The organism is Nocardia implantans (assembly GCF_035544775.1).
Lineage (GTDB): Bacteria > Actinomycetota > Actinomycetes > Mycobacteriales > Mycobacteriaceae > Nocardia > Nocardia implantans.
In genome coordinates, this window is the sequence record NZ_JAYKYQ010000002.1 from 584,950 (window position 1) to 598,561 (window position 13,612).

The 13,612-nt window shown below is 70.8% G+C and carries 8 protein-coding genes and 1 other RNA gene; 4 read left to right on the plus strand and 5 right to left on the minus strand.

What is annotated here, in order from left to right:
• Nucleotides 1–69: 69 nt before the first annotated feature.
• The gene (locus U3653_RS06935) at nt 70–7,305 is read left to right on the plus strand and encodes a non-ribosomal peptide synthetase (protein ID WP_323123888.1); all 7,236 of its coding nucleotides are present in this window, start codon (nt 70–72) and stop codon (nt 7,303–7,305) included.
• Nucleotides 7,306–7,312: 7 nt separating this feature from the next.
• Here U3653_RS06935 and U3653_RS06940 read toward each other — a convergent pair whose 3' ends face one another.
• Nucleotides 7,313–8,125 (minus strand): helix-turn-helix domain-containing protein, encoded by an 813-nt coding sequence (locus U3653_RS06940; RefSeq protein WP_195077742.1) that lies wholly within the window; start codon nt 8,123–8,125, stop codon nt 7,313–7,315.
• Between the two features lie 130 nt (nt 8,126–8,255).
• On the opposite strand from U3653_RS06940, the gene U3653_RS06945 reads away from it, so the two are divergent.
• Both U3653_RS06945 and U3653_RS06950 read left to right on the plus strand, forming a co-directional pair.
• Complete coding sequence (locus U3653_RS06945; RefSeq protein ID WP_195077743.1) at nt 8,256–8,669, plus strand: hypothetical protein; 414 nt, start codon at nt 8,256–8,258, stop codon at nt 8,667–8,669.
• Between the two features lie 259 nt (nt 8,670–8,928).
• Nucleotides 8,929–10,629 carry a GNAT family N-acetyltransferase gene (locus U3653_RS06950; RefSeq protein ID WP_195077744.1) on the plus strand — a complete coding sequence of 567 codons (1,701 nt, stop codon included), beginning with the start codon at nt 8,929–8,931 and terminating at the stop codon, nt 10,627–10,629.
• Nucleotides 10,630–10,635: 6 nt separating this feature from the next.
• Here the strand turns inward: U3653_RS06950 and U3653_RS06955 are convergent, their stop codons facing one another.
• From U3653_RS06955 to U3653_RS06965, 3 genes are all read right to left on the minus strand, one after another.
• Entirely contained in the window at nt 10,636–11,097 is a 462-nt protein-coding gene (locus U3653_RS06955; protein ID WP_195077745.1) for a GNAT family N-acetyltransferase, read from the minus strand.
• Nucleotides 11,098–11,145: 48 nt separating this feature from the next.
• Nucleotides 11,146–11,718 (minus strand): NUDIX hydrolase, encoded by a 573-nt coding sequence (locus tag U3653_RS06960; protein ID WP_195077746.1) that lies wholly within the window; start codon nt 11,716–11,718, stop codon nt 11,146–11,148.
• Between the two features lie 76 nt (nt 11,719–11,794).
• On the minus strand, nt 11,795–12,682 hold the full coding sequence (locus U3653_RS06965) for an alpha/beta hydrolase (protein ID WP_195077747.1): 888 nt from the start codon (nt 12,680–12,682) through the stop codon (nt 11,795–11,797).
• 36 nt (nt 12,683–12,718) lie between these two features.
• Here U3653_RS06965 and rnpB point away from each other — a divergent pair.
• Nucleotides 12,719–13,133: RNase P RNA component class A (rnpB, locus tag U3653_RS06970), an RNA gene on the plus strand.
• A gap of 91 nt (nt 13,134–13,224) precedes the next feature.
• Here the strand turns inward: rnpB and U3653_RS06975 are convergent.
• Complete coding sequence (locus U3653_RS06975) at nt 13,225–13,596, minus strand: hypothetical protein (RefSeq protein WP_195077748.1); 372 nt, start codon at nt 13,594–13,596, stop codon at nt 13,225–13,227.
• Nucleotides 13,597–13,612: the final 16 nt, after the last annotated feature.

Sequence of the window (13,612 nt, forward strand, 5' to 3'; positions counted from 1 at the left end):
CAGCGATCAGGGTGGGCCCGAGCGGATCCGCGCACGGCCGGTGCCGCGACTGTCGCGATAGGAGTGACTGTGACATTCGAACCGAGTGCTACTTCCGAGAGACCCCCCGAAGCCTGGCCGGTCAGCGCGTACCAGCGCGATGTGTTGTCGGTGGCCTACCGGTATGCCCCGGCTCCGGTCACCCGGAACGCGTACTGCGCGTTCATGGACGAGCCCTTCGACATGGACCGGTTGCGCGCCGTGGTGCGCAGGGCGCTGCTGTCGGACGAGGCGCTGCGCCTGCGGTTCGAGTTCTCCGAAGGCCGTTTCTGGCAATGGGTCTCCGACGAGCTACCCGAGGTGGAGCTGGTCGATCTCAGCTGGGCCTCCGACCCGGCCGCGGCGCGCCGGGACTGGGTGAACCGGGCCAATGTGACGCCGTCCCCGCCGCGCCAGCCGTTCCGGATCGCCGCGCTGGTCGACGGGCCCGACCACTTCCATCTCTACGTGGCGATGCACCACGCGATGATCGACGGCTGGGGCGTGAACGCGCTGTGGAGCGCCCTGGTGGACAACTACAGCCGCGGCGACCTCTCGCTCGAGCAGCTCGCCGAGCCCGAGCCGTTCACCGAGCAGACCGACCGCAGTGCGGCGACCTACCGCAGGATCGCCGCCGAACACGAGGAGTATCTGTCCTCGCCGCAGTGGGCGGCGGACCGTGACGCGCTGGTGCGCCGCTTCGAAGGAGTGGTCCCCGCACTCTTCTCCGGACGCGCGAGCACCCCGAACGTCGATCGGGGGCGTCGGCGCGTGGTCGTCGAACCCGCGTTCCTCGACCGCATTCGAGCCACCGGCTTCTCCGTCTTCGCGTTCACCGTTTCGGCCCTGGCCGCCTACCTGACCACCATTCACCGCTCCGAGGAGGTGGTGATCGGAGTCCCGATGCTCAACCGGCACAGCGCGGAGACCTTCCGCACCGCCGGGCACCGGACGAACGTGGTGCCCCTGCGCATCCGGGTCGATCCCACCGAGCCGCTGTCGGCGGTCGCTACCGAGGTGGCCGCGCAGATCCGGGAACTCAAGCGCTACGAGCGCTTCCCGTACGGCGACCTGGCCCGTGCCCTCAGCAGCGATCCGACGGCTCCGCCACTGTTCGACGTGGCGTACTCCTACATCAAGATGCCGCCCTCGGATCACCTCGACAAGATCCTCGGCACGCTCGACATCGTCAATCCGGGCACGGTGCTCGAGGCGTTGAACATTCTCGGCGTCGAGCACGCCCGCGACGGCTCGCTGAACCTCCAGCTGTATTACGACAAGGACGTCTTCGACGAGAATTTCCCGTTCGAATCGGTCGTGCGCGGCGTCGGCGCGCTGCTGGTCGCGGCGCTGGACCGGCCGGAGGCGCCGATCTCGGACCTGCCGCTGATGCCGAGGCGGGAGCAGGCGGCCATCGCCGCGTTCGAATCCGGTCCGCGCGCGGAGTTCCCGTACACGACGATCGACCGGCTGGTCGCCGACATGGCCGCACGGCATCCGGATCGGATCGCGATCGAACCGGTGGCGGGGTCAGGGGAGCAGCCGCTGCGCTACGCCGAATTGTCCACGCTGGCCGACGGCTTCGCCGCCAGGCTGCACGCGCTCGGCGCGACCGGCAACGAATGCGTACCGGTGGTGCTGCCCCGCTCGACCGAGATGCTCGTCGCCATCTTCGGTGTGCTGCGGGCCGGTTGCGCGTACGTGCCGCTCGACCCGGACTTCCCGGCCGCCCGCATCGAGACCGTGCTCGCCGACTGCGGGGCGCGCTTCGTCGTGGCGGGGCCGCGGCATCAGGCGGTCTTCGACGAACTGGGCGTCACGAGGATCACGGTGGCCGACACCGTCCCGGCCCGCGGCGTCGAAAGCGTCTCGCACCCGGCCGATCTCGGCTACCTCATCTACACCTCCGGTTCGACGGGCGTGCCCAAGGGCGTGATGATCGAGCACCGGTCGGTGGTGAACCGCCTGACCTGGATGCAGCGGCGCTACCCGCTGCGCGAGTCGGACGTGATCCTGCAGAAGACGCCGGTGACCTTCGACGTGTCGGTGTGGGAGCTGTTCTGGTGGGCGATCACCGGCGCGCGGGTGGCGCTGCTGGAACCGGGCGGGGAGCGCGATCCGCGCCGCATCGCCGACGCGATCGCCGCGCACGGCGTGACGGTGCTGCACTTCGTGCCCTCCATGCTGGCCGCGTTCGTCGACGAACTCGCGGCCGACCCGGCGACGGTGGCGCGGCTGGGCAGCGTGCGGCGGATCTTCTGCAGCGGTGAGGCGCTACCCCCGGCGCTGGTGCGCCGGTTCCACGCGGTCTTCGCCGCGGCCGGAGCGGCGGCGCCGCAGCTGGTGAATCTCTACGGCCCGACCGAGGCCACGGTCGACGTGTCCTATTTCGACTGCCCCGCCGACGAGCCGCTCGAGGTGGTGCCGATCGGGCGCCCGATCGACAACATCGACCTGCTCGTGCTCGATCACATCGGCCGCCGGGTGCCGGTCGGCGTGCCGGGAGAGCTGAACATCGCGGGCGTCGGCGTGGCCCGTGGCTATCGCGGCAGGCCCGAGCTGACCGCGGCGGCGTTCGTCGACGATCGCGCGGTGCCGGGGCGCCGCCGGTACCGCACCGGTGACCTGGCGCGCTGGCTGCCCGACGGCAACCTGGAGTACCTCGGCCGCTTCGACGACCAGGTGAAGATCCGCGGCAACCGGATCACCCTCGGCGAGGTGCAGAACGCCATGCTCGGCTGCGCCGGGGTTCGTGCGGCGGCCGTGGTGGACGAGGTCTCGGAGGCGCACGGCGTGCAACTGGTCGGCTACTTCGTCGGCGCCGACGTCTCCGGCGAGGAGATCGCCGAGCAGCTCGCGGCCAGGTTGCCCCGCTACATGGTGCCGTCGCGGCTGATCCGGGTGGACCGGATCCCGCTGACCCCCAACGGGAAGCTGGACCGGCGCGCGCTGGCCGAGCAACTCGTCCTCGGTCACGGCGCCGAACCGGCCGAGGGCGGCGAGCCGCGCACCGATGTCGAGGCCGGACTCGCGCAGGTCTGGCGCACCGTGCTGGGCGTCGAGTCGATCGGCGTGCACGACAACTTCTTCACCCACGGCGGCGACTCCATCCTCGCGCTGGCCGTGCGGACCGCCGCCGAACGCGCCGGGCTCTACTTCGACGTGGACTCGTTCTACCAGGCGCCGACCATCGCCGAACTGGCCCGCGTGGTGCGCGACGACCGCCGCGACGAGCGCGGCCGCGTCGCCGCGCCGCTGGAGACGGTGCCGCTGATCGACCGCGCCGCGCTGCACCAGGCCGAGGACGCGTTCCCGGCCACCGCGCTGCAACTGGGCATGCTGTATCACAGCATCGAGCGCGCCGACTCGGTCACCTACAAGGACGTGTTCCGCTACAGTCTCGAAATCCCTTGGGACGCAGCTGAGTTCCGTGACTCGGTGGGCCGGCTGGTGCGGCGTCAACCCGCGCTGCGCTCGTCGTTCGAACTGAGCAAGTACTCGGTTCCGCTGCAGATCGTGCACACAGCGCCCTCCTACGATCTCCAGATCGTCGATCTCGGCGAGATGGACGAGGCGGACGGCGAGGATCTGATCGAGATCCATCTCCAGGAGCGGGCCCACGCCCAGTACGACATCTCGGTCCCCGCGCTGTTCGCCATCCGGGTGTTCGTCCGCCCCGGGCCGCAGGAACCGGTCGGCACGGTGGACCTGGTGCTCAGCTTCCACCACGCCATCCTGGACGGCTGGAGCGTCGCCACGTCGGTGCTGGAACTGCTGCTGGACTACCTGCATCACCTGGGCATGACCCAGAACCAGGTCGAGGCCGCCCCGCATCCGGCCACCGTGCTCGCCGAATACGCGCGGGCCGAACAGGGCGCGGCACGCGACAGCGCGGCCCGCGCGTACTGGCGCACCGCCCTGGAAGGCGCCGAGCCCACCGCGCTGACCGCGCTCGGGGCGCACCAGCCGGTGGTGGCGGGCGTGCCGCAAGCGCGGGCGCTGGTGCCGCGCAGGCTGGCCGAACAGGTCTCGGCGTTCGCCACGCGCCATCAGGTGCCGGAGAAGTCGGTGTATCTGGCCGCGCACTGCCTGGCGCTGCGGGCGCTCACCGGCCGCACGGATGTCACCACCGGCGTGGTCAGCCACGGCCGCCCGGACCGAGCCGGCGCCGAACGAGTGGCGGGGCTGTTCCTCAACACGCTGCCGATCCGGTTGGACGGCGCCGCGACCACATGGCGCGCGGCGGTGGAGCAGCTCGCGCGACGCGAACGCGAGGCGTATCCGTTCCGCCGCTACCCGCTGCGGTCGATCCTCGCCGACGGCGGGCCGGTCTTCGAGACGGCGTTCAATTTCGTCAACTATCACGTCTTCCAGCCGATGCTCGTGCTGGACGGCGTGCGCCTGCTCGACTTCGAGGCCCGCGAGGAGACCAACTTCCAGCTGCTGGTCACCGCGGCGACCGACCCGCGCGACGGCCGGATGTGGCTGCGGGTGGACGGCGATCACACGCTCACCGCCGAGCAATGCGAGACCGTGGCCCGCACGCAGCTGCGCATGCTGGCCGGTATCGTCGCCGACCCCGACACGGCGATCGACCGCGGCGTGGGCCCCGCGACCGCCCGCGACGTGGGCACTCTGGTGGCCGAGGCCGCCGCGCTCCATCCGTCGCGCGTCGCCTTGGCCGGTGACGACGAATCCGTCACCTACGACCAGCTGATCGAACGCTCCGACCGGCTGGCCCGGCGACTGGCCGGGCTCGGGGTGTCGCCGGGCGACCGGATCGGCATCCTGATGGGGCGCCGCCCGCAATTGATCCTGCTCGTGCTCGCGCTGACCAGGCTCGGGGCCGCGTGCGTACCGCTGGATGTCAGCTACCCGCGCGCCAGGCTCAATCTGATGATCGACCGCGCCCGCCCGCACCGCGTGATCGCCGACGCCGCCTATCGCGACATCGTCGACGAGGCCGCCTTGGTGCTGGACACCGCCGCGCTCTTCGACGATTCCGAACCCGACGCGGAAGTGACGCTGCCCACGCACATCTCGCCCGACGCGGTGGCCTACGTCCTGTTCACCTCGGGCTCGACCGGCGAGCCCAAGGGCGTCGCGATGCCGCATCGCGGCTTGACCTCCCTGGTGGACTGGCAGAATCGCGCGGCCACCGGCACCGGCCTGCTGAGCACACTCCAGTTGGCGCCGTTGAGTTTCGACGTGTCGTTCCAGGAGATCTTCACGACCCTCGCGGCGGGGTCGACCCTGCGAGTGAGTTCGGCCGATCTGCGATCGAACGTCGAGCAACTGCTGCGCACCGTGGTGGATGAGCGCATCGAGCGGCTCTTCCTGCCGTACGTCGCCTTGCAGGCGTTCGCCGAAGCGGCAGTGGCGCACCGGATGTTCCCGACCGAGCTGAAAGTGCTGATCTCCTCCGGCGAACAGCTGCGCATCACCGACGAGATCCGCGCGCTGTGCAAGGTGGTGCCCGGTCTGGTGCTGGAGAACCAGTACGGCCCCACCGAATCCCACGTGGCGACCAAGTTCACCCTCACGGGTCCGGCCGACGAGTTCCCCGCGCTGCCGCCCATCGGGCGCGCCGTCGACGGCGACACCGTCGAACTGCTCGACAGCGCCCTGCGCCCGGTGCCGGACGGCGTGATCGGCGAGATCTATCTCGGTGGCCGTAGCATCGCCCGCGGCTACGAGGGCAGGCCCGCGCTCACCGCGCAGCGGTTCGTCGCCACGCACGCGGGCGCGGTCCGGTACCGCACCGGCGACCTCGGCGTCCGGCTGTTCTCCGGCGACATCGTCTGCCTCGGACGCAGTGACAGCCAGGTCAAGATCCGCGGCTTCCGTGTGGAACCGGCCGAAGTCGAGTTGTGCATCCTGAGCCTGGTGGAGAAGTTCCCCGGCATCACCGAGGCCGCCGTGGTGGCCCGTGGTTTCGGCGGCATCGACGGTTCGCTGATCGCGTTCCTGGTCGGCTCGCCCGAGCGGACCGACCTCGCCGCGCTGCGGCACGACCTGCGCACGATGCTGCCCGCGCACATGGTGCCCTCGCGGTTCGCCTGGCTCGACGAACTGCCACGCACGCCCAGCGGCAAGCGCGACGACGCGACGCTGCGCGCCTACGGCGAGGACGCCACCGAGACGGTGTCGGCGCGGCGGGAGCCCGCCGACGAATACGAACGCTCGGCGGTCGAACTGCTGGCCGAGTACGCGGGGCTGCGCGCGATCGGCGTCGACGACGACTTCTTCGCCGCGGGCGGCACCTCGATCGGGGCGATGCGCGTGGTGATGGCGCTGTCGCGGCGCTGGGGGGTGGAGGTGCCGCTGGACGCGTTCATCGGCGCGCCCACCGCCGCCGGGATCGCCACGCTGATCCGGTCGGGCGACGTGCGGCGCACGTTCGACCCGCTGGTGCCGATCAGCGTCGGCGGCAGCAAGCCGCCGCTGTTCCTGGTGCACCCGATCGGGGGCAACGTGCTGTGCTACTTGGCGCTGGCGCGGTACCTGGATCCGGATCGCCCGATCTACGGATTGCAGGCCGCGGGCGCGGATTCCGGCAGCGCCCCGGAGAAGACCATTCCCGCGATGACGGAGTCGTATCTGCAAGCGGTGCGGCGGGTGCATCCGAAGGGGCCGTATCACCTGGCGGGTTGGTCGTTCGGCGGCTACGTCGCCTTGGAGATGGCCCGCCAGCTGCCCGAGCACGAGGTCTCCAGTGTGACGCTGCTGGACACGATGGCGCTGCGCGCTCGCACCCGGACCCCGATTCCGGAGGAGAAGCTCATCCGGTGGTTCTTCCTCGAGCTGCTGTGGTACGCGCGGGGAAGCCGTTCCGCGCTGGTCGATTTCGAGCCCGACGTGCACAATTCCGAGGACTTGTTCGCGGCGATGCTGGCGGAGTCGGTGCGGTCGGGCATCCTGCCCGCCGACAGTTCGCCGCAGGCGATCCGGCGGCTCTACGAGGTGTTCTTCGCCAACTACTCGGCCATGCTGGACTACAAGCTCGAGCCGTACGAGCGCGACATCACGCTGTTGCGCGCCACCGAGGGCCTGCCGCCGGGCGTCGATCTGGCGCACCAGACCGTGGGCAGCATGTTCGACAGCGCCGACAACGGCTGGAAGCAGTACGCGGCGCGCAGGTTCACGGTGATCGACGTGCCGGGCGATCACCTGAACATGATGACCGAGCCGAACATCGCCGAGCTGGGGCTGCGGCTGGACGAGGTGCTCTCGGCCGCCGACCCCGACCTGGACCGCGAGTGGGACGAATCCATGCTGGACGCCTGAGGTCCGCTCACGCCTTCGCCGTGGCCGCCAAGCGCAGCGCGGCCGCGGTGAAGTCGTCGAGTGGATAGAACAATTCGATGGCCAGCTCCGACAGCGTCACATCGGCCGGAGCGCCGAAGGTGGCCATCGTGCTGAACATCGACAGCTCGCCCGCAGGAGTGCGGATGCGGATCGGCACCTCGAACGGGCTCGGCGTGCCGGTCACCGCCGCCGCGGCGTCCGCCCCCGGCGGATCGGGGTAGCCGGAAACCTCGTCGTACAGCGCGGACAGTTCCGCGTCCCCGCTCGCGCTGACCTGCCTGGCCAAACGCTCCAGGAACAATTCCCGCACCTGGGCGAGGTTGGCCAACCGGGACGAGAGGCCATCCGGGTGCAGCACCAGCCGGTAGACGTTGGGCCGGGGCGCGCGCACGTGCTCGGGGACGCCGTCCATCAGCACGCTCATCGCCGCGTTGCCCACCACAACGTTCCACAGCCGGTCGATCACCACCGCGGGGTAGGGTTCGTGCGCGGTCAGCATGGTCTCCAATGCGGTGCGCACCGACGCGAGATGGGCGTCGTCGAGACTGCTCTCCAGGTAGGCGGGGGCAAAACCCGCCGCCACCAGCACAGTGTTGCGTTCGCGCAGCGGCACCTCCAGCGTGTCGCACAACCGCAGCACCATCGCCCGGCTCGGCGCGGCGCGGCCGGTCTCCACGTAGGACAGGTGCCGCGCCGAGGTGTCCGCCGCCAGTGCCAGGTCGAGCTGGCTCAACCTGCGCCGTTGCCGCCATTCTCGCAGCAGGATGCCCGCTCTCGACTGTGTTCGCGCCGGTGTCACCCGGCCAGTGAAGCATCCCGCCCCGCGGTGCGGCCATGACCTCCGAGGTTATTGAGACGCGCACCTGCGGCCTGCAGGCTCGGCGCCGGGAGCCGACCGGCCCCGTACGGATGGACCGACGGGAGTACTCATGACATCCACCACCTCGGCTCGCCGCGACGCGTTCCTGCGTTTCGCGTTGCGCGTGGACGGCTGGAGCACCGGCGTCTTCGGCGCGGTGCTGCTCGCCGGGGCCAGGCCGCTGCGCGAGCCGCTCGGGGTGCCGACCGGGTGGAGCGTCGCGTTCGGCGTCGTCATGCTCGGCGGTGCGCTCGTGTTGCTGTCGATCGCCCGGCGTCCGGCGGTCGCCGCGCGCTACGCGGGGGCGGTGGTCGTCGTCAACGCGCTCTCGGCGGCCGGGATGATCGGGCTGGCCGGTTCGGGGGTCTTCGCGTTGAGGGGGCCGGGCGTCGCGTTCCTGCTCGCAGGCGCGGCGGCGGTGGCGACCTTCGCCGGGCTGGAGTTCGCCGGGCTGCGCAGGCTCGGTGCGGATCGCGCTCGATGACGCCCGCCTTTCCATCCAGGGGCACGACGATCCGGTTCGGCGTCGCCGATGTGGCGGTGATGGTTGCCAGTAGGTTACTGGTCCCGATGAGCGCCGCAGGAGGCCGGACCAGGATGGTGCTGCGGCGGGCGGGACGATGAATTGTGGACCGCGTGGCAGGACACGACCGTGCCGGGCGCGGGCGAGTGGACGGGCCCGTATCGACCGCGTTGTCGAAATCCTTTGTGCGGGAAGCCGTCGACCGGGTAGAGACATGCCGATGGACATCTCGATACCCGGGATCAGGTTGCTCGTGCCCGAGGACTGGGCGGTGTTCCGGCGGGTCCGCCTCGCGGCGCTGACCGACGCGCCGGAGTTCTTCGGGACCACCCTGGCCGAGGCGCGGGCTCGCACCGAAAGCGATTGGCGGCGCGCGCTGTCGGATCGGGCCCAGTTCCTGGCCGAGGCGGACGGGACCGGAGTGGGGACCGTCGCGGGCATGCCCGACCCGGAACGCGGTGGCGTGCACCTGATCTCGATGTGGGTGGCGCCGCGGGCGCGGGGAACCGGCGTGTCGGACCGGCTGGTCAGCGCGGTGCTCGACTGGGCGGTCGAGAGGGGGCACGCGGTCGTCCGTTTGGAGGTCGCCGAGCACAATGCCCACGCCGAGCGACTGTATCTGCGCAACGGGTTCGTGCGCACCGGGGTGAGCGGGCCGATGGGCCCTGGCGACCCGCGCCGGGAGTTCGAGATGGAATGGCGGCCCGGTTTGCCTGCTGATCCGCAGGGTATCCGGGCCGCGACGGCATCCGAGACATCCGTTTCCGTACCGCGAGGCCCAGCACAGGAGAAAGCCATGAACGAGCGCAAACCGACGGACAAGGGGACCGACGACCTGCCCGGCGCCACCGGCGGCGGGCCGGCCGGAACCGCGCAGTCGTCCGAGGGTGCGGCGCACGGGGCCGGCGGGGAATCGGCGAACCAGCGCGCGACGGATACCTCCAGCAACGGCGTCGCGGGAGCATCCGAACCCCCGAGCGGGGTGCGGCTATCGCAAGACACGTCTGTGCAGGCGGGCGGCATCGCCGATGCGGCGGAGACGGTGACTTCGGGCAGGGTTCCGACCGGGACGGCCCCGCAGGCGGGCAGTGCGCCCGATGCGGCGGACAGCGGTACGGCCCCGCAGGCGGGCAGTGCGCAGGATGCGGGGGAGACCGGCGCGGCTTCGCAGGCGGGTAGCGCGCAGGATGCGGGGGAGACGGCCTCTTCGGCGAAGACTTCGACAGGCGCGGCCTCGCGGGCCGGCGGTGCCGCTGGTGCGGCGGAGACGGTGACTTCGGGCAGGGTTCCGACCGGTACGGCCCCGCAGGCGGGCAGCGCGCCCGATGCGGCGGAGACCGGTACGGCCTCTCAGACGGGCAGCACGCCCGATACGGGAAAGACGGCGTCCTCGGCGAAGACTTCGACCGGCGCGGCTCCGCAGGCCGGCGGTGCCGCTGGTGTGGGGGAGGCCGTGTCGTCGGCGCGGACTCCGGAGGCGGCTGCGCAGGCGAGCAGCGCGGCTGGTGCTTCGCAGACCCCCACGACCGCCGGTACCGCCTCGCAGGCGGACAGCGCCCTTGGTGCTGGAGGGAACCAGGAGCCGAAGACGGTGGCCTCGAACAAGAGCGAGAAGAAGGCGGACGACATCGCCAGCGCGGCAGGAGAGACGGAGCCGGAATCCACCGGGAGGCATGCCGCCGAAGCAGCGGGTGGGCAGGAGACGCCGATAGCGGAGTCGGTTCGGCGTGCCGCCGAACGCGCCGAGCAGGTGGAGGCGGAAGCCGCCACCGCCGCCGAACGTGGCGCGGCGGGAATCCCAGGACCGGTGGCCCATCCGGGCCGCACGCTTCTGGAGACGCTCCGCGACAAGCCCGTCCTCGCCGCGATTCCCGCCTCGGTCCTGGCTTTCATCTTCTGGCGGGCGTTCCGCCGAGGCTGACCTGTCTCACACGCGACGCCGGTAGATCTGCCGCGACCCGCCTTCCGGCCCGGGATCCGCTTCCTCGGCGGGATGGAAGCCCAGGTTCTCGTAGAACGCGCGCGCACCACTGGTGACCGCGCCGGGATGGTCGGCTCCGAACGTCACCACCTCGAGCGTGCCGGGGGCGGGCACGTACCGGCGGATCGCGTCCGTGGTGAGCGCCCGGCCGATCCCGTGCCCGCGAGCCTGTTCCGCGACGACCAGCCAGTGCACCCGGTAGATCGGCGGGTCGGAGCCGAAGAGGATGCCGCCGAGGATCTCCGCCCCCGCCGACCGGGCGACGAGCGCCGTGCCGCGCCGCACGTGCCGCAGCACCGAGGCGCGAAACCCGGCGTCGTCGGCTCCCGCGCCGAACCACTGCTCGACCTGCCCCGCCAGTTCGAGAAAACCGGCGAGGTCGTCCTCTCGCGCAAGCCTGACAATCATCCGCGTCATCGTGACAGCATCGGCCGATTCCGTCGACTCGAACGGCACTCAACCGGCGGCGGATCGCAACGCGCCGTCGAGTTTGGTGCGGAAACGCCCGAAGTGCGGGTCGGTGTCGTCGAGGGCGAATCCATCCAGCGCCCACCATCGTTCACCGTCGAACTCGCGCGGGTCGAGGGTGTCGCCGTCGGCGCGGCCACCGCGGATGACGTACCAGAGGCTCACGTCCTCGTGGCCGGAGCCCGGACCGACCGTGGTGGTGACGGTGAGGAACAGCGGGTCGGACCCGACGACGTCGAACCGGGCCTCGACGCCGATCTCCTCGGCCGCTTCGCGCCGCGCGGTGTCGAGCGGATGCTCACCGGGATCGACATGCCCCCCGGTCGGCAACCACAGCCCGGCGAGGCGATGCTTGCCGAGCAGCACCGCCCGCGCCGCTGGATCGACCAGCACGACGTAGGCGACCAGGTGCCGCGGCGGGGTCGCCGGTCTGACCCGCCGGAAGATGTCGTCGGTCGACGCGAGCCAGGCCAGCGTCGTGTCGATGTGCTGCCGCTCGAGGTCGTCGAGCGGCGCGATCCGACGCACGATCTCGGCGACCGCGGCGGTGACGGGTTGCATGGCTCGGACTGTAGCGCCGGGCACCGACAAGTTCAGCCGTCCAGCGCAACGGCATTCAGCCGGGCCGCGAAACGCCCTATGGCCGCAGCACCGACACCAGGAATTCGGTCTGGTCGTACACGGTCTTCTCGAAGACCTCGTCGAAATAGATGTCGAAATGTCCCGCCGGATAACGCTTCACCACCGCGTGCTTGGTGCGTTCGGCCGCGCGCAGCGCCGATTTCACCGGCGCGACGGAATCGTCGTCGCACAGCGCGTACAGCACCGGCATCTTCAGGGCTTTCGCCCGTCGCCACGGTGCGTCGAAGAGAGCCGAGAATGCCACGCGCGCGGCCACTTTCGGTTCGTAGGTCTCGCTCTCGTCGGTCAGCCTGCGGAAGCCGTCCGGTACGTCGGGCGCGCTCATCAGTGCCGCGGCGCCGCGGCGTCCGGCCAGCCGGATGCCCACCGGCTTGCGCCGCAGCGTTCCGAGCAGCAGGTCGGTGGCCGCGATGGTGCTGACCTTGAGCAGGCTGATCGGTCCCTTCGCCAACGCCGAAGACAGGCCGCTGGTGAACGGTACCTGCGCGACCACGGCCGCGATATAGGCATCGTCCGGCGCGACCGAAAGCACGTGCCCACCGCCGAACGACGTGCCCCACAACGCGATCCGGGTCGCGTCGATGCCGCGCAACGTGCGGGCGTACGCGATGGCGGCATGCCAGTCCGCGCGCTGACGCGCGATGTTCAGCAACTGGCGCGGTGTGCCCTGACTGGCGCCGAAATGCCGATAGTCGAATACCAGGACCGCCATTCCCGCGGCCGCGAAACGCCGCGCGTACCGATCCAGTCCCATTTCCCGATTGGCCCCCAGGCCGTGTCCCATCACCACTAGCGGGCGGGGTTTGGGTGCGCCGTCCGGGCGGTATAGCCACGCCGCGCACTGTTCGCTTCCGGAGGGGAAGCCGACCTCGACACGTTCCATGGCCATCAACCGTACCCAGTATCCTGTTCTGGCGGACGAGTTGGTCGGGCGGCCGCGGCACCGGGAACGGGCACGGATGTGCCGCCGCCCGGCGCCGAGGAAAGTCCGGACTCCACAGAGCAGGGCGGTTGCTAACGGCAACCCGGGGTGACCCGCGGGACAGTGCCACAGAAAACAGACCGCCCACGGCCTAGCGGTCGTGCGGTGAGGGTGAAACGGTGCGGTAAGAGCGCACCAGCGCCCCGGGTGACCGGGGCGGCTCGGTAAACCCCGCCCGGAGCAAGGTCGAAGGCCGCACCGTAGCCGGTGCGGCTGCGCAGGTGTTCGAGGGCTGCTCGCCCGAGCCTGCGGGTGGACCGCTCGAGGCACCCGGTGACGGTGTGCCCAGATGGATGGCCGCCCCCCGGCTCAGCGCCGGGGACAGGATCCGGCTTACAGACCAACTCGTCCGCCCGGGGGTGCTTCGCACACCGGCTCGATTCCGCACACGCTTTGCGCGCGGAATCGGCGGGTGTGCGAAGCACGGCCGGATTGCGAGCGGGTCAGCACATGAGTTTGGCCATTTGGTAGATCGCCTTGGCTTCCTCGGTGCTGGGCTGGGTGGCGCCGCCCGCGCGCTTGACGATGTTCTTGACGACGTCGTCCTCGGATTTACCCGCTTTGATATCGCCGCAGGTCTCGGTCAGGATGCCGGCGATCTTCGCGTCGTCCTTGCCCTCGGCCAGCTTGGGGAACGCCCCGCGGAAGCTGACGAGGAACGCGCCCGCCTTCACGCTGTCGACCTGGGCGGCGGCCTGTGCCGCCGTGGTGGTGGCGGACGAGGTGGCGGTGCTGGTCTTGTCGTCCCCGCAACCGGTGAGGAGCAGGGCCAAGAGGGTGGCGCTGGCCGCGATCGCGGCGGTAGTTCTTGTCACGGAGCGGCATGCTAGC

What these genes read in the sequence shown, in the direction of transcription:
- U3653_RS06960 (WP_195077746.1), bottom strand. Translation starts at nt 11,718, where the DNA reads ATGCAACCCGTCACCGCCGCGGTCGCCGAGATCGTGCGTCGGATCGCG.
- U3653_RS06965 (WP_195077747.1), bottom strand. Translation starts at nt 12,682, where the DNA reads ATGGAACGTGTCGAGGTCGGCTTCCCCTCCGGAAGCGAACAGTGCGCG.
- U3653_RS06945 (WP_195077743.1), top strand. Translation starts at nt 8,256, where the DNA reads ATGACATCCACCACCTCGGCTCGCCGCGACGCGTTCCTGCGTTTCGCG.
- U3653_RS06950 (WP_195077744.1), top strand. Translation starts at nt 8,929, where the DNA reads ATGGACATCTCGATACCCGGGATCAGGTTGCTCGTGCCCGAGGACTGG.
- U3653_RS06955 (WP_195077745.1), bottom strand. Translation starts at nt 11,097, where the DNA reads ATGATTGTCAGGCTTGCGCGAGAGGACGACCTCGCCGGTTTTCTCGAA.